27 protein-coding genes and 1 pseudogene are annotated in these 25,640 nt (G+C 63.2%); 16 read left to right on the top strand and 12 right to left on the bottom strand.

All coding sequences use genetic code 11. From position 1 onward, the window contains the following. Positions 1-258: 258 nt before the first annotated feature. Together CH283_RS23270 and CH283_RS23265 are read right to left on the bottom strand one after the other, a co-directional pair. Positions 259-1,080: a cytochrome c biogenesis CcdA family protein gene (locus CH283_RS23270; RefSeq protein WP_032375700.1), complete on the bottom strand. Its 822-nt coding sequence runs from the start codon at positions 1,078-1,080 to the stop codon at positions 259-261. Further along, positions 1,077-1,709: a TlpA disulfide reductase family protein gene (locus CH283_RS23265; protein WP_080736598.1), complete on the bottom strand. Its 633-nt coding sequence runs from the start codon at positions 1,707-1,709 to the stop codon at positions 1,077-1,079. Before CH283_RS23265 ends, CH283_RS23270 begins: the two co-directional genes overlap by 4 nt. A 154-nt stretch (positions 1,710-1,863) precedes the next feature. Here CH283_RS23265 and CH283_RS23260 point away from each other — a divergent pair, with 154 nt between their 5' ends. Beyond that, on the top strand, positions 1,864-1,995 hold the full coding sequence (locus CH283_RS23260; protein ID WP_080736597.1) for a DUF3703 domain-containing protein: 132 nt from the start codon (positions 1,864-1,866) through the stop codon (positions 1,993-1,995). Positions 1,996-2,004: 9 nt separating this feature from the next. Here the strand turns inward: CH283_RS23260 and ccsB are convergent, their stop codons facing one another. From ccsB to CH283_RS28465, 3 genes are all read right to left on the bottom strand, one after another. After that, positions 2,005-2,976: a c-type cytochrome biogenesis protein CcsB gene (gene ccsB, locus CH283_RS23255; RefSeq protein WP_032375699.1), complete on the bottom strand. Its 972-nt coding sequence runs from the start codon at positions 2,974-2,976 to the stop codon at positions 2,005-2,007. Between the two features lie 4 nt (positions 2,977-2,980). Next, positions 2,981-4,633: a cytochrome c biogenesis protein ResB gene (resB, locus tag CH283_RS23250; protein ID WP_052061714.1), complete on the bottom strand. Its 1,653-nt coding sequence runs from the start codon at positions 4,631-4,633 to the stop codon at positions 2,981-2,983. A gap of 342 nt (positions 4,634-4,975) precedes the next feature. Continuing rightward, positions 4,976-5,143, bottom strand: coding sequence for a hypothetical protein (locus CH283_RS28465; protein WP_155288775.1), 168 nt, complete (start codon positions 5,141-5,143; stop codon positions 4,976-4,978). 115 nt (positions 5,144-5,258) lie between these two features. Here CH283_RS28465 and CH283_RS28460 point away from each other — a divergent pair, with 115 nt between their 5' ends. From CH283_RS28460 to CH283_RS23210, 8 genes and pseudogenes are all read left to right on the top strand, one after another. Then, complete coding sequence (locus tag CH283_RS28460; RefSeq protein WP_155288774.1) at positions 5,259-5,636, top strand: hypothetical protein; 378 nt, start codon at positions 5,259-5,261, stop codon at positions 5,634-5,636. Between the two features lie 91 nt (positions 5,637-5,727). Next, a complete protein-coding gene (locus CH283_RS23240) occupies positions 5,728-6,558 on the top strand; it encodes a GNAT family N-acetyltransferase (RefSeq protein ID WP_141215301.1) in 831 nt (276 codons plus the stop codon). Beyond that, positions 6,558-8,900, top strand: a pseudogene (locus tag CH283_RS23235) (transglycosylase domain-containing protein). Before CH283_RS23240 ends, CH283_RS23235 begins: the two are co-directional and overlap by 1 nt. Positions 8,901-9,138: 238 nt before the next feature. Then, positions 9,139-9,978, top strand: a complete 840-nt coding sequence (locus tag CH283_RS23230; protein ID WP_094639400.1) for a hypothetical protein — start codon at positions 9,139-9,141, stop codon at positions 9,976-9,978. 383 nt (positions 9,979-10,361) lie between these two features. Next, positions 10,362-11,171, top strand: coding sequence for a F510_1955 family glycosylhydrolase (locus CH283_RS23220; protein ID WP_032401329.1), 810 nt, complete (start codon positions 10,362-10,364; stop codon positions 11,169-11,171). 449 nt (positions 11,172-11,620) lie between these two features. After that, entirely contained in the window at positions 11,621-12,289 is a 669-nt protein-coding gene (locus tag CH283_RS28090) for a hypothetical protein (RefSeq protein ID WP_141215302.1), read from the top strand. A gap of 503 nt (positions 12,290-12,792) precedes the next feature. Next, positions 12,793-13,791 carry a NucA/NucB deoxyribonuclease domain-containing protein gene (locus tag CH283_RS23215; RefSeq protein ID WP_032401328.1) on the top strand — a complete coding sequence of 333 codons (999 nt, stop codon included), beginning with the start codon at positions 12,793-12,795 and terminating at the stop codon, positions 13,789-13,791. 115 nt (positions 13,792-13,906) lie between these two features. Next, positions 13,907-14,623 (top strand): hypothetical protein, encoded by a 717-nt coding sequence (locus CH283_RS23210; protein ID WP_052061712.1) that lies wholly within the window; start codon positions 13,907-13,909, stop codon positions 14,621-14,623. 51 nt (positions 14,624-14,674) lie between these two features. Here the strand turns inward: CH283_RS23210 and CH283_RS23205 are convergent, their stop codons facing one another. From CH283_RS23205 to CH283_RS23185, 6 genes are all read right to left on the bottom strand, one after another. Beyond that, on the bottom strand, positions 14,675-15,475 hold the full coding sequence (locus CH283_RS23205) for a DUF6924 domain-containing protein (RefSeq protein ID WP_052061711.1): 801 nt from the start codon (positions 15,473-15,475) through the stop codon (positions 14,675-14,677). Between the two features lie 77 nt (positions 15,476-15,552). After that, positions 15,553-15,756 carry a hypothetical protein gene (locus CH283_RS23200; RefSeq protein WP_141215061.1) on the bottom strand — a complete coding sequence of 68 codons (204 nt, stop codon included), beginning with the start codon at positions 15,754-15,756 and terminating at the stop codon, positions 15,553-15,555. Positions 15,757-16,013: 257 nt separating this feature from the next. Further along, on the bottom strand, positions 16,014-16,178 hold the full coding sequence (locus CH283_RS28455) for a hypothetical protein (protein ID WP_155288773.1): 165 nt from the start codon (positions 16,176-16,178) through the stop codon (positions 16,014-16,016). Continuing rightward, positions 16,175-16,504: a hypothetical protein gene (locus tag CH283_RS23195; RefSeq protein WP_032401360.1), complete on the bottom strand. Its 330-nt coding sequence runs from the start codon at positions 16,502-16,504 to the stop codon at positions 16,175-16,177. Before CH283_RS23195 ends, CH283_RS28455 begins: the two co-directional genes overlap by 4 nt. Before the next feature lie 71 nt (positions 16,505-16,575). Then, complete coding sequence (locus CH283_RS23190; protein ID WP_032401326.1) at positions 16,576-16,875, bottom strand: hypothetical protein; 300 nt, start codon at positions 16,873-16,875, stop codon at positions 16,576-16,578. A 45-nt stretch (positions 16,876-16,920) separates the two neighbouring features. Then, the gene (locus CH283_RS23185; RefSeq protein ID WP_032401325.1) at positions 16,921-17,157 is read right to left on the bottom strand and encodes a hypothetical protein; all 237 of its coding nucleotides are present in this window, start codon (positions 17,155-17,157) and stop codon (positions 16,921-16,923) included. 474 nt (positions 17,158-17,631) lie between these two features. On the opposite strand from CH283_RS23185, the gene CH283_RS23180 reads away from it, so the two are divergent. Next, positions 17,632-18,714: an IS110 family transposase gene (locus CH283_RS23180; protein WP_426374983.1), complete on the top strand. Its 1,083-nt coding sequence runs from the start codon at positions 17,632-17,634 to the stop codon at positions 18,712-18,714. Between the two features lie 237 nt (positions 18,715-18,951). Here the strand turns inward: CH283_RS23180 and CH283_RS28450 are convergent, their stop codons facing one another. Next, positions 18,952-19,473 carry a hypothetical protein gene (locus CH283_RS28450; protein WP_176460587.1) on the bottom strand — a complete coding sequence of 174 codons (522 nt, stop codon included), beginning with the start codon at positions 19,471-19,473 and terminating at the stop codon, positions 18,952-18,954. Positions 19,474-19,602: 129 nt separating this feature from the next. Here CH283_RS28450 and CH283_RS23170 point away from each other — a divergent pair, with 129 nt between their 5' ends. The 6 genes from CH283_RS23170 to CH283_RS23145 all read left to right on the top strand — a co-directional run bounded on the left by CH283_RS23170 (position 19,603) and on the right by CH283_RS23145 (position 25,622). Continuing rightward, positions 19,603-20,274: a methyltransferase domain-containing protein gene (locus CH283_RS23170; RefSeq protein WP_231893862.1), complete on the top strand. Its 672-nt coding sequence runs from the start codon at positions 19,603-19,605 to the stop codon at positions 20,272-20,274. Next, the gene (locus CH283_RS23165) at positions 20,271-20,879 is read left to right on the top strand and encodes a TetR/AcrR family transcriptional regulator (RefSeq protein WP_176460368.1); all 609 of its coding nucleotides are present in this window, start codon (positions 20,271-20,273) and stop codon (positions 20,877-20,879) included. The genes CH283_RS23170 and CH283_RS23165 overlap by 4 nt, the downstream gene beginning before the upstream one ends. Positions 20,880-20,967: 88 nt before the next feature. Next, positions 20,968-22,215: a molybdopterin-dependent oxidoreductase gene (locus CH283_RS23160; protein WP_094639787.1), complete on the top strand. Its 1,248-nt coding sequence runs from the start codon at positions 20,968-20,970 to the stop codon at positions 22,213-22,215. Further along, on the top strand, positions 22,212-22,742 hold the full coding sequence (locus CH283_RS23155) for a hypothetical protein (protein WP_255183310.1): 531 nt from the start codon (positions 22,212-22,214) through the stop codon (positions 22,740-22,742). Before CH283_RS23160 ends, CH283_RS23155 begins: the two co-directional genes overlap by 4 nt. Positions 22,743-22,789: 47 nt before the next feature. After that, positions 22,790-24,646, top strand: a complete 1,857-nt coding sequence (locus tag CH283_RS23150; RefSeq protein WP_094639786.1) for a propionyl-CoA synthetase — start codon at positions 22,790-22,792, stop codon at positions 24,644-24,646. Between the two features lie 73 nt (positions 24,647-24,719). Then, the gene (locus CH283_RS23145; protein WP_094639398.1) at positions 24,720-25,622 is read left to right on the top strand and encodes a DMT family transporter; all 903 of its coding nucleotides are present in this window, start codon (positions 24,720-24,722) and stop codon (positions 25,620-25,622) included. Positions 25,623-25,640 lie beyond the last annotated feature (18 nt).

Here is a 25,640-nt window from a genome sequence, read left to right as displayed (position 1 = left end):
CCTTCGGTTTCGAAGGACCTGGCCCTTTTAGCTGCCACACCGATCAACACGGCCCCGGAAACATGCCCTCCCCTGCTGATGCACCCGCCTGCGGGGTCCTTGGGACACGCAGATCCGCGGTAGGGACAGGGGGCGGCTCTCGGATGGGGTCATCGCGGCCCGGCGGGGGCGCGCCGTCGACAGAGAGTGGGTTCGATACCACCGGCACTGGCAGTTGGGGAGGCGTGGTCTTGCACGTGCGGCTGCTCGGTTTCCTTCTCAGATGGGTAATACAACCGAACTGACGAATTCATTGCGTATCCAGGCAATGAACAGACCCCACACCCCCGTCAGCAGGGCGACACCGACGGCGATCATGATCACTCCGCCTGCCACTTTGATTCTCTGCGAGTTCCGCCGTAGCCAGCCGACACCGCGCATCGCCGAACTCGAGCCGAACGCGAGGACCACGAACGGTAGACCGAGTCCCAGACAGTAGGCGACGATGAGAGTGACGCCGCGCGCTGCGGTTGCGCCTTCAGTTCCAGCGGCAACGGACAACACCCCGGCGAGCGTGGGGCCAAGGCACGGCGTCCAGCCGAGCGCGAACACGCCACCGAGCAGCGGCGCTCCAGCAAGAGACGAGATGGTTTGCGGCGCGAATCGAGTGTCGCGTTGGAATGCGGGAATGAACCCGATGAACGTCAAGCCCATGATGATCGTGATGGCACCGCCGACCTGCTGAAGCACCTGTTCGTTGATGCGCAGGGTGCCGATGACCCCGAAAATCGAGGCGGTGGCGAGGACGAAGACGATGGTGAAGCCGGCGACGAACAACCCCGCTGCACCTGCCACGCGCCAGCGGCTTGCCAGCTTCGGCGGTGCTTCACCAGTCGAGGCGGCGGCGAGCGACGGCACGTCGGCACCTGCGATGCCCGCCAGGTACGACAGGTAGCCCGGCACCAGGGGCACCACGCACGGTGACGCGAACGAGACCAGCCCGGCGAGCATACATGCGGCGATCGCCAGTACCAGAGGTCCGCTCGATGCCAGATTTTGGAACGTCGAGCCAACGCCGCCTTGGGCAAGAAGAACAGTCATTCGTCTGCTATCCGTTCGACGACAGGGAGCAGGTCTTCGGCGAGGAGGGCACGCATGAACACTGCCGCCACCCGGTGCTCTCGATCGAGTACCAGCGTCGAGGGAATCACGCTGGTCGGGTAGTTCCCGCCGAGGGCGATCAGCGTCCGCATCGAGGGGTCGTAGATCGAGGCGTAGGAGACATTGTTGTCGACAACGAAGTCCTGCGCTTTGTCCTTCTGCGGATCTCGAACATTGATACCGAGGAACTGCACACCGCGCTCGCGGGTTGCTTCGTAGACCTCTTCGAGGTCGTCGGCTTCGCCGCGGCAGGGGCCGCACCACTGACCCCAGAGATTGATCACGACCACCTCGCCGTCATAGTCCGACAGAGCGGTGTTCTTACCTTCCTCCATCAGATCGGGTCCGGCGAGTTCACCGATGGTTCCGCGCGTTTCGGGGGGATCGTAGACGATGTCGGTTTGACCACCGGGTGCAACGAAATCGAAGCTACCTCCGGAGGGCACGGCGTCGGCGCCTGCGGAACATCCGGAGACCAGGAGTACAACGGCAAGGATGGATGCCGTTGCCGTGGCGGGCAGACTGCTCTGTTCGCGTGTGCGAGCCCCCGTAGGGCGGCCGAGTCTCATGAAGTCGACGCCTTTGCTGCAGTACGGATCTGCGCCGATGTCTCGAACATCGTGGGATCGGTGACGCGGTCGATGCCCCAGTCTTGGCCGGTGACGAAGCTCGGGGCACTGTGACTTCCCTCTCCGGAATGCACTACGGACACGAGGCAGTCAGTTGATTCGGATCGTGGTCGTGGCTCCTGGATCCTGGTCCGGTCGATACCCGGTCGGCAACACCGGCCGGGTCGACGCGGGATTGACGCGACCGGTGCCGCATGAACTCGCCGAAGCACAGGGCGGCGGCTAGCAGGCGACATCAGTTCAAACCCGCGTACGAATGCAGTCCGGAGACCACCATGTTGATGATGAACAGGTTGAACAGCATGGCCACGAATCCGGCGATGTTGATCCACGCGGCCCGGGTGTCACGCCACCCGCTGGTGGCCCGGGCGTGCAGGTACGCGGCGTAGATGATCCACGCGATGAATGAGACCGTCTCTTTCGGGTCCCAGCCCCAGAACCGACCCCACGCGGCCTCGGCCCAGATCGCGCCGAGGATGACACCGATTCCGAACAGGGGAAACGCGAAGATGGTGGTCTTGTACGCCAGCACGTCGAGCGAGTGCGCCGAGGGGAGACGAGCGACGATCCGGCCCACTCTGCTGTCGGGGACGGCGTTGTTGTTGGGATATCGGATCCGGATCAGGAACAATGTGCTGGCTGCACCGGAGATCAGGAACACCCCGCTGCCGAGCGAGACGACGGAGACGTGCACGGGGAGCCAATACGACTGCAAGGCTGGTACGACGGGCGCCGCGTTGGCATAGAGCACAGTTCCGGCAATGAAGAGCAGGATCAAGGTCGGCACGAGGACGAACAACCATAGTGTGCGCAGTTGCTCCGAGCGCAGCACGATCAGTCCGGCAAGTATGCCGGCCGCGCATGTGACGGAGACGAATTCGTACATGTTTCCCCACGGCGGGCGGCCAGTGGCGATCCCGCGCAGGACGATCGACCCGATATGCAAAGTGAGTGCGAGCATTACCAGGGCGAGTCCCGTGCGGCCCAGGCGTTCGGACGGGGCTCTTCGCTCGGGGACCGGCACGTATCCCGGTGTCGATGATGTCGCTGCGATCAGTTGCGGATGCAGACTCGAGGCCCGGCTCAGAGTCGCTGTTCGTGTCGTTGCGAGTTGTGCGATGAACAGGATCGCGGCGAGAAGGTAGACCACGAAGGCGGTCTCGAAACTGATGTCGCTCCAGCGGGCGAGGTTGTCGTCGATCGGCATGGCGCTACACCGTTTCTGTATCGAGGGTCTCGGAGTGGTTCTTTGTCCGCGGCGTCCAGATTTCGGTGCGGAGGGTCTCGAATTCGGGTCCCCATCCGGCGTGATCGGTACGGGCGAGCCCGCCCATCTCCACGCTCGATCGGCCTGTTTCGGCCGGGAGTACACGGAACCAGACTCGACGTCGCTTGATCACCAGCGAGACCAACAGTCCGGTCATCATCGTGATCGCGAACACGAGCACCCACAACTGTGCGGGGTCGTATCCGACCTGCAGGTTGGCGAACTCCTTGGCGCCGTTGAATCGAATGTTGGTGCCGTCGGTGAGGGTCGTCGATTCACCGGGACGCAGGTTCACCCGATCCTGCTTGACAAGTCGGCCCTGGTTGATCATCTCCTGGTCCAGGGAGAAGATCGACTGGGGTATGCCGGTGTCGAGGCCGGTATCTCCTTTGTAGATATCCACTGCCACAGCAGGATCGACCAAGTCCGGGAAGCGGGAGGAGAGCAGGGTTCCGTTGAATTGCGCAGTGGGAGCGAAGAGGCCTTCGATGGCGATCTGGCCGCGGCGTCGCTCATCGGCGGTGGCATAGGTCCCGCCGGGTGGATCGAAACGCAACGCCCCGCTACTCAGGAACGTGGTGGCGTCGTCGGGCCGGAACTGCAGGGCCTCGGTTCGACTCTGACCGTCGGGGAAGGTCACGGTGAATTCCGGGGCGTATCCGTGGCCGGTGAGGTAGATGCGTTCATCTCCGAGCCGGAGGGGTTCGTTGACTTTGAGTTGATAGTCGCGCCAGGTGTCTGCGGCGATGTCGTCGGCGGACTGGTAGGAGATGTTCGAGGTGAACATCTCTGCCTGGCCGTTCTCAAGGTAGTCGGCGTTGAAGTCCTTGACTCTGATGCAGAACGGCTCCAGCCCGGTTCCGTCGGTGCTGTTGCCGGCCCGGAAGGAGTCGTAGATGGCGGGCGAGGTGTTGCAGAAACCGGGCCCGTTGTCGGCGATGACGATGACCGATCCTTCGTAACCGAAGAGCTTGCCGATGGCGATGGCCGCGAGCAGACCGATCAGCGAGAAATGAAAAAGTAGGTTTCCCGCTTCGCGGGTATAGCCCTTCTCGGCGGAGAGGGTGAGCGCCCCATCGGGCTCGGGCCTAACGGCAGTACGCCACCCTCTCAAGTGGGGCGCGATGTCGTCGATGACGGTTTTCGGGCTACCGGCGAGAGCGCCCGAATGATGAAGCGGTAGTCGCGAAAGGTTTCGGGGTACGCGAACTGGCTGTGCGCGAAGGGCTTTACCGTGTTCGATCATTCGGGGAGTCAGGCAGCCGATCAACGACACAAACAGTAGGACGTAGATGGCGGTGAACCAGAAGCTTCCGAATACGTCGAACAATTCCAGCGTGTCCATGACGGCCCCGAGAGCCGGGCGCGCTGCGATGTAGGAATCAACCGCCTGGGTGTTGAGATTGCGCTGTGGCAGCAGGGCGCCTGGGATTGCTGCGATAGCGAGCAAAAACAGCAGCACCAGTGCCGTTCGCATCGAGGTCAGTTGCCGCCACCTGTTGCGCACCGCAGCGATTGCTCTGCGTAACCGTCCCTGCGATGTGAGCGCCGGGGTTTGATCAGCTGTCACACCGCCACACCCTTTCGACGATTGCATCTCAATTACTATGCAACATAGTAGTTGATGGGCCGTGTGCAGTTGTGTGCGGTAGTCGCCTGGGCGAGAGGGTAAGTGCTGCAACCACAAACGTGGTACTTGGTCCATCCGGAACGCTGCCGGGCTGCGGTTCGGTTTAGGCCGCTTTCGGCCCCACGGTAGGCGCGGATCGGTTCTTCTACTCATGCCGTCCAAACGCGTTTCATCCCGCGGAGTAATACCTGTGCGGTGAGATCAGGCACACTTGCACTAGCTGTTTTGCGTGCCGAGTACGAAGCGGCGCGGTTCCCTCTGCAGTTGATCGAGGATGTCGCGATGTCCCAACTCGATGAGCGAGCGCCACTACGACTGGCCTACGAGGATGTACTGGTCACCGTGGATCGCGCCGCCGCGCACCTGCTCGATGACGGGCCCGCCGCCCTCTGGGTCACCACGGCCCTGCGCCAACGTCGAACCCAACAATGCCTGGCAGTTGAGGGTGCGGCCCGCATGGAACGCTGGAGGCGTCACCGCACACGGTATTCGTCGCTAGCGCGGGTAGACGGCGACATGGATCTGCTATTTTCGTCGTGTGTGTCCGATTCGGTTGAGCGAGTGTATTCGCCGAATTCTGCTCTGGTCCATCATGGCGGCCACGGCAGTGGCGGTGCTGATGATGTCGCAGGTCGCACACACCACCGCAGAGCCCGGCCACGCTCCGCTGGCTGCGGTCATCGAGAGCGTCCCGGAAATCGAGCACACGTCGGCGCCGGAGCAGGACGAGGGGATCGGCGGTAGCGCGTCCAGTCATCACGACAATCACGGATCCCTGATCGGGTCCGTCCACATAGCGGTGGCGATCCTTGCGCTAGGGCTGGCAATGTTGCTGCGCCGGACCGGATGGACAGTGCTACTGCACCAGCTTCGAGGTCTACAGGCATCGAGATCGTCGCCAACTGAGAGGTCGGTCTCTCCCCCTGCGCCGATGTCCGTGCTCGACGCGGCATGCCTTCTGAGGGTGTGAGAGGTCTGCGTTTGCGCAGATCGGTCCACCTTTCTTCTCGCGCGCCGCCTCCGCGGTGAGGGCGCGAGCCTGCCTCGTCGAGGACAACGCCATGCATATCTTCTTCAACGTTTCATCGTCTACGCCGCACCTTTGTTTCCCTCATCCCAACCCCGCCGCGCCTCCTCCCGGAGTCGCGATCGTCCTTCGCGAGGCCGGGCCGCACGATCTACCGCAGAGCGCGCAGTTGCACCTCGACGAGCTACCGATTGGCCTGTTCCCCGAGCTGGGAGCACGGTTCCTGCGCCGGTGGCACCGCAGCTTCGTCAACCGACGACACGCCATCGCTCTTGTCGCAACCGATAGCGAAGGCGCCGTCGTCGGATTCCTCCTCGGCACCCTCGATCACCATGCCCATATCGGTGATCTACTGCGCGAGAAGATGACCGTGCTGCCGTTGGCTGCACACGCCGGTGCGGCGATGGCAGTCCGCCCGTGCACCGCCATGCGGTTCGTTCGTACGCGTCTTCGCCCCTGGTGCACAGCGGTGGCGCGCGCTCGGCCCATCCCACTGCCGAACGGCGAACCCGAGACTCCCCCGGCCGACAGTGTCGCCGTCGTCGTTGCGATAGCGGTGAGCCCACGGGTGCGAGGGATCGGAGTGGGTGCACAGTTGCTCGACTGGTTCGAATCCGACTCTGCGCGGGCAGGTGCACGTTGCGCCGAGCTGTCCACCGATCTCGGGGTGGCCGACAATGCAGGCGGCTTCTACGAGCGCCTCGGATGGCAGAAAAGCGGAAACCGTCTCGATCGAGATGGCCGGACCATGCAGACCTACCGGCGAGAGCTAGACGGCCGCTGCGGCCGTGCTCCGCTCCCCTTGTCGGTCCCACCAACCCGGACGACCGCGAGCACTGCCCCGTCGACAGAAACGAGACGATGATGTCAAGCACCCGACGAACGGTGTTCGAACTCGTGGGATGCACTGCGCTCGCAGGCGTGCTGCTTGCAGGAGTGTTGTTCCCCATCGTCGGTGGCCTGGGATACGTCTCGAACCGCGCCGCTGACACCGACGACAACGTTTCCGGCGAACTCGCCGAGGGCGTAGTTCCTGCCATCTCGACGATGACGGACGTGGCAGGCAACCCGATCGCGTGGCTATACGAGCAACGCCGTTCCGAAGTGCCGAGCGCGAAGATCTCCAACGAGATGAAGCTTGCGATCGTCTCCGTCGAGGACCGGCGCTTCGCAGAACACCAGGGCGTGGACTGGCAGGGAACGTTGCGAGCGTTCTTGACCAACACCACCAGCGGGCAGGTCGAGCAGGGCGCATCGACACTCGATCAGCAGTACGTGAAGAACTATCAATTACTGGTCGTCGCTGACACCGACGCCGAGCGGCGTGCCGCGATCGAGACCACGCCGGCTCGCAAGATCCGCGAGATCCGAATGGCGTTGTCCTTGGACAGAGAATTGACCAAAGACGAGACATTGACCCGCTATCTGAACCTGGTTCCGTTCGGCAATGCCTCGTTCGGCATCCAAGACGCCGCGCAAACCTACTTCGGTGTCGATGCCAGCGAGTTAACGGCGACGCAATCAGCGATGCTGGCAGGGATGGTTCAGTCCAGTTCGGCACTGAACCCGTACACCAACGTCGAGGGAGTCACAAGCCGCCGAAACCTTGTCTTGGACAACATGATCGAAACCATCCCGAACCGAGCCGCAGAATTCGAGGCCGCCAAATCCGAGCCATTGGGGGTGCTGGCCGAGCCCAACACCCTCCCACGTGGATGCATCGCCGCCGGTGATCGAGGGTTCTTCTGCGACTACGCACTCCAATATCTTGAGGACGCCGGTATCAGCCGCGAGCAGATCGACGAGGGCGGTTATCTGATCAAAACGACTCTCGACCCGGCGGTGCAGAACTCGACCCAGGCCGCACTGACCGCGAACACAGATCCCGACCTCGACGGTGTCGCCACCGTGATGAATGTCGTCGCACCCGGACAGGACGAACACCGCATCCTCGCCATGGGCAGTAGTCGCACCTACGGACTCGATGCCGACGCCGACGAAACGGTTCAGCCGCAACCGTATTCACTCGTAGGCAACGGCGCCGGGTCGATCTTCAAGATATTCACCACTGCCGCCGCGATGGAACGCGGACTCGGCACCAACGCCACACTGCAGGTTCCCCGGCGCGTCGAGGTCAGGGGGTTGGGCGACGGCGGCGCGCGTAACTGCCCGGCGGGCGCTTACTGCGTGGAGAACGTCGGAAACTACCCACCGGCGCTGACGGTCACCGACGCACTGGCGCAATCACCGAACACGGCGTTCGTGAAGTTGCTCGAGTCCGTCGGTGTCACACCGACAGTCGACATGGCAGTGCGGCTAGGGCTTCGCTCCTACACCCTCCCCGGCTCGTCTGGATTCGACGAGCAGAGCATGGCCGACCTCCAGAAAGAGCAAAGCCTCGGCTCGTTCACACTCGGACCTACCTGGGTCAACCCGCTCGAGCTGTCCAACGTCGCAGCTACCCTCGCCTCGGGAGGTACTTGGTGCCCGCCGAACCCGATCGACTCCATCTCCGACCGCGAGGGTGTAGCTGTACCGGTCACACAACAAGCGTGCGAGCAGGTCGTCGAACCCGGCCTGGCCAACACACTCGCCAACGCGATGAGCAAGGACGACCAACCCGGAGGAACCTCGGCATCGGCGGCCGGGTCCGTGGGCTGGACGCTGCCGATGTCCGGGAAAACCGGCACTACCGAATCCAACCGATCCTCGGGCTTCCTCGGCTTCACCAACCGCTACGCCGCCGCCGTCTACACCTACGGTGACTCACCGACACCGGGCCAGATCTGCTCCTTCCCACTGCGGCCCTGCAGCTCCGGGAACCTCTACGGCGGTAACGAACCCGCACGAACCTGGTACGACGCGATGGACCCAATCGCCACGAACTTCGGCCCCATCGAGCTGCCACCGGTCGACGACAAATACGTCCGCGGCTCCGCCAACGGCCAAGTACCTGAGGTCAGCGGCATGAGCCAGTCGTCGGCCACATCGAGATTGGAAGCAGCAGGATTCTAGGTGACCGTCGTCACCACCACCGGTCAGGGCGCTCGCGGTACCGCTACCGGCACATCCCCATCCGGCGCGGCGATCCCGGGATCGCTGATCACGCTGTACATCAGTGACGGCTCCCCCGCCCCCGACCGCACGCCCACGCCAGCGCCGCCCAGTATCGACATTCCCGGCCTGCCGCTACCGCCGCCGCGGTGATCACCCACGACACTCACCCTTGAGACCCCCGCGCACGAAAGGAAACGCCATCACAGTCAGCCGTCGACAACTGCTCACAGCCGCAGCCGTTTTGCCGCTCACAGTCAGCTGCACCATCAACACCGCCGACAGACAATCCCCCAGCCTCGCACCGAGCAGTAACGCATCTCCCGCACGGTCCCCGGCCGTGAGCGCACCGAGCAGTCGATCATCGGCCCCGGTGAATCCGGGGCGGTGGATGCCGACAGCTGGCGAAGTGATGCCCGAGATCAAACGCGCAGCGACGAGCTTCCTCGAAGCAGGTGGCAACTGGAGCGAGGGAGGAGGAGTACTCGACAGCTTGCGCACCGCAGGGGTATCGCTCGAAGTCGCGGCGACGGCAGCACTGCTTCAACCCGACGAGGCCCTCGCCAGCACCCTGCGAGTGGTGTATCCGCAGTACGCCGGAATCGGTCCAGAGAGTGCTGCAGTGATCGTGCTGTTCGACCAACTCCTACAACGCCCCACGCTCGCGCAGCCGGCTGAGACGACCCGGCAGATGGCACTCGATATCCGGCTCAAGCGCGACATCGCCGCTGGCGCGGCCTGGACGGTGGAAAAGATCAACCCTTTGACCTCTCTTGGGTCCCCAGTACCACTGACCGCCGCTGCGTCGTCGGTGCTGAGCAACCCTCGCATCACGCTCTCCGAGCCTGCACGACTCGACATCGGAACCGGACGCATCAACAACAATGTGCTCCAGATCATGCTCGGACTTGCCGATCGATTCACCTACGCAGTGCAGGTGATGCACACCGGTCACATCCAGACCGTCTTCCCGCACCCGCGCTTGTCCAACCACGCAGTGGGACGAGCGGTGGACATCCGAGAAATCAACGGTCGGCGCGTTGTCGACGATCCCTTCAACAACCCAACGATCTCCGAATTCGTCACTGCGGCAGCCCTACTGGGCGCAACCGAGGTCGGAGGTCCGACCGACCTCAACGGTGACCGTCCAGGATTCTTCACCGACGACGTGCACAGCGACCACGTCCACGTCGGCATCACCCCGGGCGACGCACCGGCGCATCTGCGATGACACCGAACCGGATGGGCACTTCGGCCTGACCTGCCCGAAATACTATGCTGGTTAGTAGTTGAGTGCTCGCCACGGCGAGGCGGGTGAAGGTGTCGGAATTGTTCGCACTCAGCCGATACCGATCGTCGGTGCGATGTCGCTGCCACGGCTGTTCGCCGCCGAACGATCCGCGCTCGTACATCGCCTCAGTGATTGGAGATTAAGTGAATGGAGATGAAGGTCGATGCGTCTACGTCGTCCCGCACATACCGCCCGAGCAGTCACGTCCACCTCAGCCGCCGTATCCGGTCATGTTCACCGCGCCTGACCGGGAGATCACTTGGCGTTGACGCTCAAGCGATTACATCACCGAGCCCTCATCGACAGAACGAGAACCGCACTTTATGTCCATCTCGCTTTCCCGCATCCTGCTACCGTCTCTGATCGCAGCTCTGTCCCTCGTTGGATGTTCCGCTCCGGCAGCGACTGACGGCGCGGCCGATCCGGCAGTGGTCGACTTCACCTCCTCACTGGCTCATGTGCACGGATTGCACGTCAACGCCGATGGCACCGTCCTCGCTGGTAGCCACACAGGACTCTTCGCCATCGGTTCGTCCGGAAACCTGACCAGGGTCGGCTCTTCCGACGATGACTTCATGGGTTTGTCGGGTGTACCGGCCACCGATACCCTCTTCACCTCCGGTCATCCCGGCGAATCCAGCACGGCGGCGAACCCACTGGGACTGCGTAGCAGCAATGACGGCGGAATGTCGTGGTCGGATCGGTCACTGGAGGGACAAGTCGACTTCCACGCGCTGGCTGCCGATGGACGCATCCTCGTCGGATTCGATGGCAGTACCGGTCTACTCGTCTCCGCCGACAGCGGCTCCACCTGGACTCCCGGCGCCGCTGCGCCCGCGGCGTCGTTGGCGATTACGAGCTCCGGAGTATGGGCGGTGACACCTGATGGACTTCAGCACAGCACCGACACGGCCCGAACATTCTCTCCTGTCCTCGACGCACCGAACTTGGTATTGCTCGCCGGTGCCGGCGATGCACTGTGGGGGATCGACACCGACGGATACGCCTGGCGTAGTCGCAACGGCGCCGATTGGCAGAAGCGTTCCGCAACCGGGTCCGTCGAGGCATTGACCGCGGTCGACTACGACACCGCCTACGCAGCCAGCCCCCAGGCGTTGTACACACTGACGTAACTCGGCCCGGTCGAGACCAGCCCGACAACAGATAGCGACATTTCGACGCGACCGCAGGCGGTCACCCGCGCGGCTGATGCGGGCGCTTGCCGCTGTTGAGCGGCTTACTCCCTCTTCCTCCCCTGGGGTTCGGCCCGCCACGAGATCCCGCGATGACACCGGGGTCCGACTCCGAGATATCCAGGAATGAGGACAACCGAAATACTTGGCGTAGAGATTCCGAGGCCGTACTGGATGCTGTCATGCAGGTGTGCCGAAATGGGAGCCCTGTTCGGTGTAGTCATGGTTCGCGGACGGTTGGCGTTGATCCGATTGCCGACGATGTGTCTGGTCGCGTTCATGGCGTGTGGGTTCAGGTTGCTAATCGTCTGGCTCCTCTGCGTGATCGGCCCTCGGCGTGGGCATTCGAGTGGGACTTGACCTCAGGGGTGGCCCGGCGCAGCCCGATCGTGAGCGCGACTCAGACGTGGGCTGAGCTCGGCGTTGATCTGAGTCGGCCGATTCCGGATGGTTTGGCGAAGCTGGATCTTGGGGACGCCACAGCATCGGTGCTGGCGCAGCTCGTTTCCGGTGGGCCGGGAACTGTGCTCCAAGAGGTCGGTGTGGAATGCCGTCCATCGGGTGCACATCGGCGTATGCAGTTCACGGCACACTTTCTCCACGACGGCATCGGCCCTACTGGTGAACCTCATCGGGTTGTTCGGGGAGTGTCTGTGGATATTGGTCCTTCGGAGGGTACTGAACACATCGATCGACGTAACGCGGGTCTGGATACGCTGGTTGCACGGTCGCTGTCCGATCCCTCGGAGTATCGCGCGATCGCTGACCCCGATTCACTTCAGCTTTTGTACTGGTATGGCGACGCTCCGACTGGCATTGCATGGCAAACAAGCCACTTACCCGGCGCTAAACCGGTTCTACACCCCGGTGACATTCCTGATGCAATCCGAATCGGACAATCCTTGAAAGTTGCGCAAGCCGGGGCTGTGGAATCGGCCGAATTTCGTTTTCTGACACCCTATTCGGATTATGTCGCGGTGTCGGTGTCTGCGAGAGCTATCGACCTCGATGACCGCTCCAGAGCAATCCTGGTGACGCTCCGACCACAGGTTCCGTAATTTCTGTTTCCGTTGCCAAGACAAGCCAGCTGTTGGTAGCGTTTGCCTACGCTCACCGAGCGCCTGTGGCACGCACCTTGTAGTAGTCGGGGCGGCCTCCACGTCTTTTTCGGACGTTCCACTCTCCTGCCCGAATTCTGCCTGACGCTGCTTTTAAGCGTAATGGCGTCTGGGCAGACGGACCTTACGAGGAATCAGTGCGGAAGAAAGTCGTGAAGAAGCCAGCAGTTCGCTCGTTCGCAAGGTTGTTGGCTACTGGTCTTACCTGCTTGGTCGTCATCGCGGCACCTAGCGTCACCGCCAGCGCGCAACCAGTCGAGCCCAGCCCCTCGGGGGGCGACTCCGCTCCGGTGGAGGTTCAGGTGCCGTCGATAAACGAGGCGCCGGGCGACATAGAGGGCACTCCACCTGGCCAGAATGCGCCTCCAGTCGAGGTGCCACCGGACTCCGGAGCGACGACCACCTCAGGTCAGAAGGTGGTCGAAAAGCGGAGTTCTCGCGAAGTGACCGACCCTGCCGAAGCGGAGGAAATTGCACAAAGGCTGACACAGAAGCATGCCGAGGAGTCGGGTATATCTGCACGCCAATCCGGTCCTATATGTTTCCAAACACGTTTTCAGTCGTGCAAAACATATTCGACCATCGTCGAGCAATTCATTCAACCCAATTTCCCTAACGGCCCGTTGGAGCCGATCGGAAACTGGGTCATCGACGTCACTCTCCAGGTCCGTAGCCCTCTTCAGACACAGACCAAAGAAAACGTGATCCAATTCTACGGCGATGTCTCGTCGACTTCTCCAACAACCACCATTCCGGGTACGTACTCTTTCCAACTCGTTGTTCTCGATCTCGCCAACGACAGCACCACTACCTATCCCGCCTACGTTTTTCCGATGGTCATCGGAGGGACTGGGTACCAGCAGTACGAGCATTATGTGACGAGAAACGCGACAAACGCGTTCGACAAGCGAACGCTTCAATTCATATACATTGGAGACTCGCCGGCGAACGACTTGGATGGTACTCCCGTTCGCACGCGCACCACCGGCCAGCAATTCAGGTGTGATGCTGCTCAATCAGTCAACTACGGCACCGGCTGCGTCAACCCGAACGAGAAGCCGACTGTCCAGTACACCCAAGCAGCGTTCCCGAACATATCTCAGACAGTTAAGGCTGGCCAGGCTGCCTTTGGTTTCGGAATTCCTGGTACTGGCGCGCCGCTGACTCGTGGAAATTCTGCTGACAATCAGGCAAATCGGGACGCCGCATGCCCACGGTCGTCACAACAGCGGTTGGATCTACTCGGCGAGAAACCTCTCAACATGAAAGACCCATCCTGCGATGAATACCCTTTCGCATCGACCGTGCAGGGCGGCTACGGGTCGACCGTCCGATGGGTCCCTCTTACCGAGAACAATAAACAAGGCACCCTTATGGTCGAATTTTACCGCGGGAACAGAGTGATGCCCGGTGACGACTACTTCGTTTCGGCAATCGGCTGAACGAGCCCGTTTCATCTTCAGAATCCGATAAAAGGTACCCAACGGAAAGGCCTCGAACATGAGAACTCGACCACTACGTAAAACAGCTACCATCGCCGCCCTGCTAGGAGCGTTGGTGCTCGCCGCTCCAGGCGCTGCTAGCGCGGACGTTGTCACCGGTTGGGTCGGCCCAGCAGGAAGTAACGGCGCAGGTGTTCAGTTCCTGAACACCTCCACAATCATCAATTCGCCCAACCTGACCGCACAGTCGAAGATCTACTCTGTCTTCGGCCAGCAGGTCGCACCCGGTGACATCGGCGTGCGAGCTCGACTGTTCAAGAGCGGAGCATTGTGTGAGGCTGTCGGCTACAAGTACAGCTCCACCGGTACAGCTTCACTGACACTGGGCACGACCGCGACCTGCGGGACAGGTTCGTACAACAGTCACGGTTTCACTGCGGTATGGGATGGAAGCAAATACCGCGAAGCCCTGACTTTCCCGAGCAACCCGCTGGACTGGACCGCCCCGGCTGCCCGGTCCGCGACCACCTCCGAGTCCGAAACGACCACTGTCGAGTCGGGAACCAATGCAGCGGGTCAATCCTTCGGACCGGGCGACACCGCACCGTCCGACGCGGAATTGCCCGACCTCGTCGCTGCGATCGGCACCGACGGAGTGCAGGGATACATCCTCAAGCAGGACCTCGACAGCGGAGCCACGTCGCCGGCCGAAGCTTCTAAGCTGCGCAAGCAGAACATCGACGGCACCGAGGTGTTCGGATCTGCCCCTAAGACTGTTCCCGTGTACGCGGAGGACGGAACGACTCAGGTCAGCGAGTTCGCGATTTCCTGACACCGTCGATGGCCGGTCCCGGCGTTCTCGGGGCCGGCCATCGAGCTGCGGTTATGCCGGGCGTCGCCGTGGGGCGGGTTGCGGCGGATAGAAGACTTTCATCGCGGCCTGTAGATCCAAACTCGATGGATCCAAGAAGATCGTCCAGTAACTGTCGATCAGGGGCAGATGAATGCCATACCCCCTCCCCCCGTGCTCGAGGACTTCCAACATTTCGTCGCGACCGACTTTTAGATCAGGTCGGTGGGTTTGACCAGCCAATACGGTGTATGTGTCGTACAAATCATTATTGAGTCTCGCGGTCAGGGTGGGTGCGTGGTTCGCCTCGAGATCTTGTCGTAGTTGCTGAACGACTGGTGTCTCCTCTGCGCGGTTTGCAGCACCGACCAAATCCTCATGGTTCACGCTCCGTTCCGCCGGAAGCGGCTCCGCGGGTGTACCGCGGTACACCCCGTCAGGGTCGGCCTGGGAGCGCAGCTCGTCGAAACTCAGGTTTGCTATGGACAGGTTGTTCTCCACCACCGCGAGTCGACTGGGAATCACGCGGAACGAGGCAGGTGCGACGCCTTCTGCAATATCGAGGACGAGAACGGGATGCTCGGGCTGTTCACACGCTTGTCGGTCGACCACAAACACGTAATACGGCGGTGGTGACGGGATCAATTCGGCAAGATCGGTTGGTGTCAGGTCACTGAACTCGCTGTCGTCGACCACGGTAAGGAAAGCCTGTGCCTCGGTTCCGTCGGCTTGTCGGTGAGAAGCTTGGGCATCAGCTGCAATCTGCTGCCAGACATCGTCGGCGGCGAAATGGGTACGAACGAGCAGGGATTGACCTTCCGGGAGAGTAGGCATAGCTCGACACTACCTCTCCGGCCTGTCATCGGACGGCCAGTTGCTTTGTCTCGCTGAGTAACCCGCACATATAAGCTTTAGTCAGCGTTCATACGTTCGGCAGCTGACGGGGACGGATATTCAACTGCGCTGGTGAGCGCGTCAAGACCACCCACTGCGGTGTTGTTCCCGTTGATGGAACGTCTGGCGGCGTGGTGTAGCTGCGTCAGAGCGATTGCGCGGGCGGTCATCTCGGCGATTTCGGCGGGTAGTGGTGGTCCGTCGATGGTTCGGATTCTCATGGCTTCGAGTGTGGCATCGGGTACCGACAGATTGTGTTGCGCTGCAACGGGTTGAAGCCTGAACCGCGCGTGCACGAGCGGCCCGTCTGCGCTGTGGTCGGGGTGTAGCAGTGCGGAGCGCAGCGGAGTTCGATTCGGCGGACGCCCGCAGGGTGGCCCGACCCTGCTCCCTCACGCTTTCCCGATCCCAGGCAATGGAGAAGGCCCGCACCCGGTGTGGGGTGCGGGCCTTTCGGTCTACGGGCTGTGAGCCGGTGTCAGGGCTGTTCGGCTGGTGGGGTGGTCGGGCGCCCTTCGGCGGCGTCACGGATCCACTGGGGTACCTCGAGGCCGTCGCGTTCGTACAACGCGACCGATGCCCGTGCTGCGGCGCGCGCGACCTGTGGTCGGGCTGCGGTGGTGCGCTTCTCGGTGGTGGTCATCGTGGGTCCTCCTGCTCGTTCTGGTTGTCAGTGTCCTCGGTTTGTGCCGGTGACGCCAGTGCTCGCCACAATGCCCGGGTCGCGACGGCGCGCAGGACGTCTCGTTCGGTTCGGGTGATGAGCGGCGAGTCGGTCACCGGTGTGTAGATGTCCCATCCCAGGGCGGCTTCGGCTTCGTTGTCGCTGGTGGTGCGTTCGAGGCACCAGGTGATTCGTTGCCAGGCTTGGGCGCGTTTGTCGGCCACGGTGCGTTGGCGGACGGTCAGGGCGACGCCGACGACGGCGAGGACACCGACGATCAGGGTGACCCAGGCTTGAGCGGGCATCAGGGGCTTTCCTTCCAGGGGGGTGCGGAGTTGGTGCCCCAGTGCCGTGATGCGGCACTGGGGCGGGTTGGTCACAGTCGGGAGGTTCCGCGGACTATGTCGCCTTCGATGTAGGTGAATCCGTCTCCTCGGCCGTCACGGAGCGCGAAGTGGTAGTCCGCTTGGATCCAGACGGTATCGAAGTGTCCGGCGTCGGTGAGTGTGCCGAGTAGGTCTCGGTCGGCCCCGTTGGGGAAGAACGCGACTCCGGATGAGGGCGGGTAGTAGCGGCCCAGGGTGTCGATCAGCGTTTCGACGCTCCGGCATTCGGCGGCCGCGTCGAGGGCCTTGTCGTAGATGGTCCAGTAGTCGTCGTTGTCGTTGACGGTCATGACTTTTGCTCCTCTGTCTGGTCGATCGGTGGTGGGCGTGGCGGGTCAGTAGTCCTCGTCCCACCGCTCCCCTGCGTAGGTGGGGTCGAAGTCGGCGGGCGCGTGGGCCGGGTAGCGGCGTCGGAGGTCGTCCTCGAGGTCGAGGCGGTCTTGCCAGTGCTTGTCGCATCTCGGGTGCGCTACTCCGGTTCCGGACAGTGCGTCCCGGTATTCGACGTCGCCGGTGCAGTCGGGTCCGTCCGCGATGCAGGTGACGGTCTCGGTGTTCGTGGTCTCGGTCATAACTGTTGCTGCCCTTCGGAACTGGTGCCGGGTCGGTCTTGCGTCCTCCCCCCGTTTTTTCGCCGTTTCTGGCGTGAGGAGAGAAGGCAGCGCACGGGGCCGACGGGGCAACCCTTCGGCCGGACAGTTTTCGTGGGAGCGGAGCGAGCACGGGACGAAAAGTGTTCGGAGCCTTCGGTCGTAGCGCAGCGGAGCGAGGGGTTGAGGCGGCGGGCACGAGTGATGAATGCTCGCCGGTAGCCAGAACCGCAGTGAAAAAACGTCTGTGCTCTTTCCACGGTGCGGAGCGAAGCGGAGCTCGATTCGGTGGACACCGCAGGTGGCCTGATCCGCCGGCCGGAACATTTCGGCCGGCGAATCTCCCGGTGCACCTAGACGGTATGGAGGTCTTGGCTGGGGCCCCTCCGCATGTAAGCGTGGGTTGCCGACAGGAGTGGGTCCTGGCCGGTAGAGCCACAGATGTGGGAGGCCCCAGTGAAGAATCATCGTACGAGTGTTGGTTTGGATGTGCACGCACGATCGGTGGTGGCGTGCGGTTTGGATGGCGAGACGGGCGAGTTGTTCGAGCGTCGCATGTCGCCTGATCACAAAGAAATCCTGGAGTGGATTCGTTCGCTGCCAGGACTGGTGCATGTCGTCTACGAGGCGGGCCCGACCGGTTTCGGTCTGGCCCGTTTTCTGTTGGCCGCCGGTGTCGATTGTGTGGTGGCGGCACCGTCGAAAATTCAGCGTCCCCCTGGTGACCGCATCAAGACCGATGCCCGTGATGCCCGGCATTTGGCTCGGTTGCTTCATTTGAGTTCTATTGTGCCGGTTCTGATTCCGAGTACCGAGCAGGAGTCCGCTCGTGATCTGGTGCGAGCAAGGGAGGACTGCCGCGGCGATCTGGTGTCCGCACAGCATCGCCTGACACATGTGCTGCTGCGTCAAGGGATCATCTACAGCGGCGGCAAACCCTGGACCGCAGCCCACGATCTGTGGTTACGTCGCCAGCGGTTCGATTCACGTGCACTGCAGATCACCTACGACACCGCCTACGAGACCGTCATCGCCACCACCGAACGCCGGAATCGTCTCGATACCGCCATCGCGGACATGGCTGCGCATTCGTCGTTCACTCCGGTGGTGACCCGGCTGGGGTGCCTTCGTGGGGTGGCGACGTTGACAGCGTTCGGTTTGGCGACGGAGATCGGTGAGTGGGACCGGTTGACCGGCCGCTCGATCGGTGCGTTCGTCGGGTTGATCCCGACCGAGCATTCTTCCGGTGAATCCCGGTCGCAGGGCGGTGTCAGCAAAACCGGCAATGCTCACGTACGCCGACTGCTGGTCGAGGCTGCCTGGCATCATCGCAAGCCGTATCGGCCGGGGCGTGAACTGGTGGCACGGTGGAAGGCGTCGACTCCCAAAGCCAAAGCGCGAGGACATCAAGCGAACCGGCGGCTGCACGCACGGTGGGAACATTTCGACGAACGCGGTAAACGTGCGGTGGTCGCCAATGCCGGGATCGCACGAGAGCTGGCCGGCTGGTGCTGGTCGTTGGCCACGCTCGAGGAATGACTGAAGCTCCGACGCCGAAGTAGCGATCTGCGTCGGGATAGATGTCCGGAATGAACGGTCGACGACGATGTGGGATGTGGCCGAGCGTCTGGGAGTGACCCGCTAGCCGCCTATGAGCAATCCTCAACTGCGCGTTGGGATCACGCTCGACTCATAGACTTGCGATCCACTCCAGCCGAAACAGTCCGTCCTGCGGTAACCAACCCGCGTATATGAGAGTTGACGACGCGTCGAACACTACGACACGCTCACCTCCCACTCGCATCGATCACCATCCCGGCAACAGGAAGCGGTGGCACACACGACGGTGCGTGCCACCGCTTCACCATGCCGTCGTTGACAGGCCGACCTCCATATGAGAGCGGCTCCGCCGTGCGCCTGCGAGGTCACGAGCGCCAGCACGTCGCCGGCACGGAGATCGGCGGGCAACTCCACCGGACTGACGCAGCGTCGCCCCGGGCCGTGCACATCGACCTTGACCACCGCGCCCACCGAATGCCGGTTGACCACCACGGCCTGGCGCAGATCCCCGAATTCGGCGTCGACGCCCACCTCACCGGCGATCACCGACCGCACCCGCGTCACCAGAATCGAGCCCCACTGCACCGGAGTGCCCTGCGCATCTGCCAGATCCTCCAACGCAACGCCGTCGACGGTGATGCGGCCGCACACACAGTGTGTGTCGGCAGGCCAGAGCGCTGGATCGCACCGCGCAACGTAGGCGGCACCGAGGGACGGAAGCATGTCGAGAAGTGTCATGAGAAGCAGTCTTGCGCCGCGCGGTGGCGTCGAACAGAGGTGTTGACGCAATCTTGACGGCACCGGCAGGAAATTTGACGACTTCGGCTCGCGATGCCCTCTACTGTACCCACTGGTACATTCAGTCGGGTGATTGCAGACGACGTCTACCGCCGCGGCCGAGCCGGCCTGCCCTCGTGGATCACCGATCACGACGGCCGCCGCACCGAACTTCCGATCGCGCGCTGGATGGGCGGAACCCATTCGACGATCGAAGACATCATGGCGGACGAAGCCTCGATCGCTTTCTGCACCGGCCCCACCCTCGATCTCGGCTGTGGACCAGGGCGTTTGACCGAGGCTCTCACCCGCGCCGGCGTTCCCGCTCTGGGAGTCGATACGTCCTCGGTCGCTGTGGAGATGACGAACCATCGCGGCGGTCTCGCGTTGCAGCAGGACATCTTCTGCGCGATACCGGGCGCGGGCCAGTGGTCACACGTGCTGCTCGCGGACGGCAACATCGGCATCGGCGGTGACCCGGCTGCACTTCTGAGGACGGTTCGCTCGCTGCTGCACGAGACCGGCACGGCCGTCGTCGAAGTGGATTCCGCGTCGGGTGTCGACGATCGGAATCGAACGGTCCGGTGGGAAACCGACGACTGCGTGGGCGAATGGTTCACTTGGGCCAGCGTGGGCGCGAGTGCGCTGTACGCGCTGGCGGCCACGGCGGGCCTGCGGGTCCGCCGGACTGTCGAATCGAACGGACGAGTGTTCACCGAACTCGCTGTTCACAGCATCGACCGAGGAGTCGGAGACCCGTGAGCAAGGAACTGCCGAGAACAGCCAAGGGCAGACGAACCAGAGCGGCGATCGTCGATGCGGCCGCGTCGATGATGTACACCCACGGCGTCGCCGGAACGACTCTCGACGACGTACTCGCCGCGTCCGAAACCGGAAAATCGCAGCTGTACCACTATTTTTCCGACAAGTCGGACCTGGTCGAAGCCGTAATCGCACGTCAGCTCGAACGCGTCCTCGCCGCCCAGCCGCGCCTGGCCCACATCGACAGCCTCGAGGACATCGACGCATGGGCCGCCGAGATCGTCCGCAATCACGAACAACCAGGGGGCCCGTTCTCGTGCCCCCTCGGTTCGCTCGCCGCAGAACTCAAGAACGACGCGGCGTTCGTCCCCAGCCTCCATGCCGCGTTCCGACGCTGGGAACAACCGCTGGAACAAGGGCTTCGCCGCATGATCGACCGCGGGGAACTCGATGTGTCGACCGATCCGGCCGCTGCTGCCGCCACGCTGATCGCGTCGCTTCAAGGCGGAATGTTGATCGCGCGCATCGCGGGCGACGTGCACCCACTGCGCGACACTCTGGACGCCGCCGTAGCCGCAGTCCGTCGCCGTCGGACTCGACACTGACACCGACCCTGGCGAACGGGCCCGAAGTGCGCTAACCTCGACCTCACAGTTTGTACTAACAGGTACAAAATTGGAGACGGGAACCAGAATGCAGCGACTTCCCACGTTCCGCAGCCCGATCCGCGGCGTCTGGTTCACGTCGGTCCTGGCGTCCGTCCTGCTCGTCGCCCTGCCGATCGTGACGATCACCGGCTTCATCTCCTGGGCCGCATACGGCCCCCAGTTCGGCCAGGCCATGCCAGGCGACGTCGGGTGGCTGCGAATTCCCTCGTTCGATTGGCCGACCGAGCCCGCCTGGCTCTATCGACTCACCCAGGGCCTGCATGTGGGACTCGGACTGGTCATGGTGCCGATCGTGCTGGCCAAGCTGTGGTCGGTGATCCCGAAACTGATCGAGATGCCCCCGGTTCGCAGTGTCGCGCACCTTCTCGAGCGAATCTCGTTGCTGGCGTTGGTCGGTGGCATCCTCTTCGAGATCATCACCGGTGTGCTGAACATTCAGTACGACTACATCTTCGGCTTCAGCTTCTACACCGCCCACTACTGGGGCGCCTGGGTGTTCGTCGCCGGCTTCGTCGCCCACGTGGCGCTCAAGCTTCCGACCATGGTGACCGCGTTGAAAACGCGGCCGTTCCTGGAATTGATGCGCATTCGAGTCGCCGATACGGTGCCCGATGCCGACGACGAATCAGGTCTTGCTGCAACCGATCCCGCTCCGGCGACGATCAGCAGACGCGGAGCTCTCACACTCGTGGGCGGCAGCGCACTGTTCGTCGCTGTGCTCAGTGTCGGACAGACGACGGGCGGACCACTGCGATCGGCGGCGATCCTGCTTCCTCGCGGACGCTCGTACGGTGACGGCCCCAACGACTTCCAGATCAACCGCACCGCGCAGTCCGCAGGCGTCACCGATGCGCAGACAGGCGATGCGTGGCGGCTGACCGTACTGGCCGGCGGTACCGAGGTAGTACTCACCCGAGCTCAACTCGAGCAGATGGACCTGCACACCGTCGAACTCCCGATTTCCTGCGTCGAGGGCTGGTCGACGGTTCAGACGTGGACCGGAGTTCCGCTCCGAGATCTGGCGGCACTCGTGGGTGTCGATGCCGTCGATACCGGTGAGGTGCGGTCGCTCGAACCCGTCGGGTCGTTCAACCGCGTCACCTTCGGAGGACACCAGATGATGCATCCGGATTCACTTCTCGCACTGAAAGTGAACGGGGCCGACCTGTCCCTCGACCACGGCTATCCCGCTCGCATCATGATGCCGGCGATACCCGGAGTGCACGCGACCAAGTGGATCGAATCCGTCGAATTCTTCGAGGAGCGAGCATGACGACGTTTCGAGCCAGGTACGGCGCAGGACCGCTGCATCTCGCGGTCACGGCCTGCTGCCTCGCCCTGGCCGGCGCGGTCGTCCTGACGATCGGCTTCCCGGCCCTGTGGAACACCGATACGTGGTGGCAGTCCATCGGCCTCTGGTTCGTCGGGGCAGCGGTGGTGCACGATGCGATCCTGTTTCCACTGTACGCCGTGCTGGACCGGACGCTGGTCGCTCGTCTGGGCAGGTTCGTCAACGCGGTCCGCGTCCCCGCGCTCGGGGCGGGATTGAGCCTGCTGCTGTTCGCACCGGGGATCTTCGCCCACGCGAGCGACACGTACGAGGCCGCCACGGGTCAGACACAGGAGCCCTACGCAATGCGATGGCTGCTGTTGGTAGCGGCGATGTTCGCGGTCAGCGCCGCGTTCTACGGCGGCCGCGAAATCCTCAGGCCGAGGCGTCGACGCGATCTTGACGTGCACCGGGCACGGTTGCACGCAACGACCGTCGGTCGACGGGATTCCGCCGGTCGTCGCCGGTAGTGCGCAACCCGGCCCGCACCACGCAGCCCCGAACTACGCTCCACAACATGAGTGGCGAGTATCGGCAGGCCTTCGAGGACAGTATCGACAACCGCGAGCAATTCTGGCTCGACGCCGCGGCGGGAGTCGACTGGGACACCCCTCCCACCAGCGCGTTCGACGGCACTCACTGGTTTCCCGACGCCCGCCTGAACACCTGCTTCAACGCCTTGGACCGGCACGTCGACGCCGGACACGGCGACCGGACCGCGTTGATCTACGACTCGGCGATGCTCGGACTCACCCGCAGCTACACCTACGCCGAACTTCTCGACCACGTCGCTCGATTCGCCGGTGTGCTGCGTGAGCAGGGCGTCGGACCGGGAGACCGCGTCGTGATCTACCTCCCGATGATCCCCGAGGCCGTCGTCGCGATGCTCGCGTGCGCTCGACTCGGCGCGGTGCATTCGGTGGTGTTCGGCGGCTTCGCAGCCAAGGAGCTGGCAGCGCGAATCGACGACGCCGAGCCGGTCCTGCTGATCACCGCCAGCGGCGGGTTCGAGCCGGGTCGCGTCATCGAATATCTGCCGCTGGTGCAGCGCGCCCTGACGCTGACGACTGCGAAGGTACCGACGGTGATCGTCAAGACCCGCGAGGGAATCCCCGGCAGTCACGACTGGCTGGACTGGGACTCCCTCATCGCCGACGCCACCGCGGCACAACCGGTTTCGGTGCTGGCAACCGATCCGCTGTACATCCTCTACACCTCGGGTACGACCGGTAAGCCCAAGGGTGTGGTGCGCGACAACGGCGGTCATGCCGTCGCGCTGACGTGGTCGATGCGCAACATCTACGACGTGGGTGCCGGTCAGGTGATGTGGACCGCGTCCGACGTCGGCTGGGTCGTCGGGCACTCGTACATCGTCTATGCACCGCTGTTCGCCGGGGCCACAACGGTTCTGTACGAGGGCAAACCCGTCGGGACTCCCGATGCCGGCGCGTTCTGGCGGGTGATCCAGGATCATGGCGTCCGGGCCCTGTTCACTGCGCCGACTGCACTGCGCGCCATCCGCAAGGTCGATCCCCATGCGACCGAGCTCGAGAAGTACGACGTCTCGTCGCTCGAGACCCTGTTCGTCGCAGGTGAGCGTCTCGATCCCGATACGTACGAATGGATTTCGCGAACCCTGGACCGGCCCGTGGTCGACCACTGGTGGCAGACCGAAACCGGGTGGGCCATCTGCGCCAATCTTCGTGGTCTGGAACCACTTCCGATCAAGTCGGGATCGCCGACGGTGCCGGTGCCGGGGTTCCAGGTCGGTATCCTCGACGCCTCGGGCAATCCGGTGGACGCAGGCACCGAGGGCAACATCGTCGTGAAGCTGCCGCTGCCACCGGGTGCGTTGGTGGGGCTGTGGAACGACGAATCACGTTTCCAGCGTTCGTATCTGGACACGTTCCCCGGGTACTACCTCACCGGCGATTCGGGCTACATCGACACCGACGGCTACGTCTACGTCCTCGGCCGTAGCGACGACGTCATCAACGTCGCCGGCCACCGTCTGTCGACCGGGTCGATGGAAGCCGTGCTCGCCGGTCACCCCGCCGTGGCCGAATGCGCGGTGATCGGCATCCACGACGACCTCAAAGGCCAACGCCCCAGCGGGTACGTGGTGCTCAAGGCCGGCGAGCAGATCACCGAGGAACAGCTGCGCACCGAACTGGTGGCCATGGTCCGCGATCAGATCGGTGCCCTCGCGACGTTCCGGGACGTGACGATCGTCGGAGCCCTGCCCAAGACCCGCTCGGGCAAGATCCTGCGGAAAACCATGCGGCAGATCGTCGCCGGTGAGGAATACGGCGTGCCGTCGACCATCGAGGATCCGGCAGTCCTCGACGCACTGGAGAAGCTGCTCGGCAGATAGGCGGCGGTAATACGAGCAACCATGGCCGAAACCCGCGCGCCACAGGAGTCTCCCGCGCGATAGCGTCGTCGACATGACAGATCTCGACACCCGTCCCGCGGTGGATTGGCTTGCGCTCGGAGCCGTCACCGTCACGGTGATCTCGTGGGCCTCGGCCTTCGTGGCGATTCGCGGCGTCGGCGAATCCTTCGGAGCCGGTCCGCTCGCATTGGGCCGGTTGCTCATCGGATCCGTCGCGCTCGGTGCGATCGTTCTGGTCAGAAGGCAGTGGGTCAAGCCGAACCGCACACAGTGGCTGCAGATCATCAGCATCGGCGTGTTCTGGTTCGGTATCTACAACGTCGCCCTCAATGCCGCCGAGCAACGCGTCGACGCCGGCACGACGTCGATGATCATTCAGATCGGTCCGATTCTGGTCGCCCTGTTCGCGGGTCTGCTGCTGGGCGAGGGCTTTCCGAAGTGGTTGGTGATCGGAGCGGGCATCGCGTTCGCCGGAGCAGTGATGGTCGGTGTCGTCACAGCCGTCACCACCACGTCCACGACCAAGACAGACGCCGACTTCCTGGGCATCGCACTGTGTCTGGTCTCCGCGGTGACCTACGCCGTCGGAGTGCTCAGCCAGAAGCCGGTGCTGCGCACCATCCCCGGACTTCAGGTGACGTGGATGGCCTGCACCATCGGCGCAGTGTGCACACTGCCCTTCGCGCCTGCTCTGCTCGGCGACCTTTCCACTGCATCGGCGGGAGCCACCAGCGGATTGATCTACCTCGGCCTGGTACCGACGGCCCTGGCGTTCAGCACCTGGGCCTACGCGTTGACGCGAATGAACGCGGGCAAGCTCGGCATCACCACATATGCCGTTCCGCCGATCACCATCATACTGGCCTGGTTGCTACTGGGCGAGGTTCCGCATTACCTCGCCGTGGTCGGGGGCATGATCTGTCTGGTGGGAGTCGGGTTGTCCCGCAGAAGATAGGGGTCACTCCGCAGGCTC

It is taken from the genome of Rhodococcus sp. 05-2254-2 (assembly GCF_002259095.1).
Classification (GTDB): domain Bacteria; phylum Actinomycetota; class Actinomycetes; order Mycobacteriales; family Mycobacteriaceae; genus Rhodococcoides.
This window is presented reverse-complemented; position numbering and strand designations above follow the sequence as displayed.

Excerpts from the sequence above, each read along its gene's own strand:
- CH283_RS23270 (WP_032375700.1), bottom strand. The coding sequence starts at position 1,080 with ATGACTGTTCTTCTTGCCCAAGGCGGCGTTGGCTCGACGTTCCAAAAT.
- CH283_RS23265 (WP_080736598.1), bottom strand. The coding sequence starts at position 1,709 with ATGAGACTCGGCCGCCCTACGGGGGCTCGCACACGCGAACAGAGCAGT.
- ccsB (WP_032375699.1), bottom strand. The coding sequence starts at position 2,976 with ATGCCGATCGACGACAACCTCGCCCGCTGGAGCGACATCAGTTTCGAG.
- resB (WP_052061714.1), bottom strand. The coding sequence starts at position 4,633 with ATGCAATCGTCGAAAGGGTGTGGCGGTGTGACAGCTGATCAAACCCCG.
- CH283_RS28460 (WP_155288774.1), top strand. The coding sequence starts at position 5,259 with ATGGCGGCCACGGCAGTGGCGGTGCTGATGATGTCGCAGGTCGCACAC.
- CH283_RS23240 (WP_141215301.1), top strand. The coding sequence starts at position 5,728 with ATGCATATCTTCTTCAACGTTTCATCGTCTACGCCGCACCTTTGTTTC.
- CH283_RS23230 (WP_094639400.1), top strand. The coding sequence starts at position 9,139 with ATGCCGACAGCTGGCGAAGTGATGCCCGAGATCAAACGCGCAGCGACG.
- CH283_RS23220 (WP_032401329.1), top strand. The coding sequence starts at position 10,362 with ATGTCCATCTCGCTTTCCCGCATCCTGCTACCGTCTCTGATCGCAGCT.
- CH283_RS23205 (WP_052061711.1), bottom strand. The coding sequence starts at position 15,475 with ATGCCTACTCTCCCGGAAGGTCAATCCCTGCTCGTTCGTACCCATTTC.
- CH283_RS23200 (WP_141215061.1), bottom strand. The coding sequence starts at position 15,756 with ATGAGAATCCGAACCATCGACGGACCACCACTACCCGCCGAAATCGCC.
- CH283_RS28455 (WP_155288773.1), bottom strand. The coding sequence starts at position 16,178 with ATGACCACCACCGAGAAGCGCACCACCGCAGCCCGACCACAGGTCGCG.
- CH283_RS23195 (WP_032401360.1), bottom strand. The coding sequence starts at position 16,504 with ATGCCCGCTCAAGCCTGGGTCACCCTGATCGTCGGTGTCCTCGCCGTC.
- CH283_RS23190 (WP_032401326.1), bottom strand. The coding sequence starts at position 16,875 with ATGACCGTCAACGACAACGACGACTACTGGACCATCTACGACAAGGCC.
- CH283_RS23185 (WP_032401325.1), bottom strand. The coding sequence starts at position 17,157 with ATGACCGAGACCACGAACACCGAGACCGTCACCTGCATCGCGGACGGA.
- CH283_RS28450 (WP_176460587.1), bottom strand. The coding sequence starts at position 19,473 with ATGACACTTCTCGACATGCTTCCGTCCCTCGGTGCCGCCTACGTTGCG.
- CH283_RS23160 (WP_094639787.1), top strand. The coding sequence starts at position 20,968 with ATGCAGCGACTTCCCACGTTCCGCAGCCCGATCCGCGGCGTCTGGTTC.
- CH283_RS23155 (WP_255183310.1), top strand. The coding sequence starts at position 22,212 with ATGACGACGTTTCGAGCCAGGTACGGCGCAGGACCGCTGCATCTCGCG.
- CH283_RS23150 (WP_094639786.1), top strand. The coding sequence starts at position 22,790 with ATGAGTGGCGAGTATCGGCAGGCCTTCGAGGACAGTATCGACAACCGC.
- CH283_RS23145 (WP_094639398.1), top strand. The coding sequence starts at position 24,720 with ATGACAGATCTCGACACCCGTCCCGCGGTGGATTGGCTTGCGCTCGGA.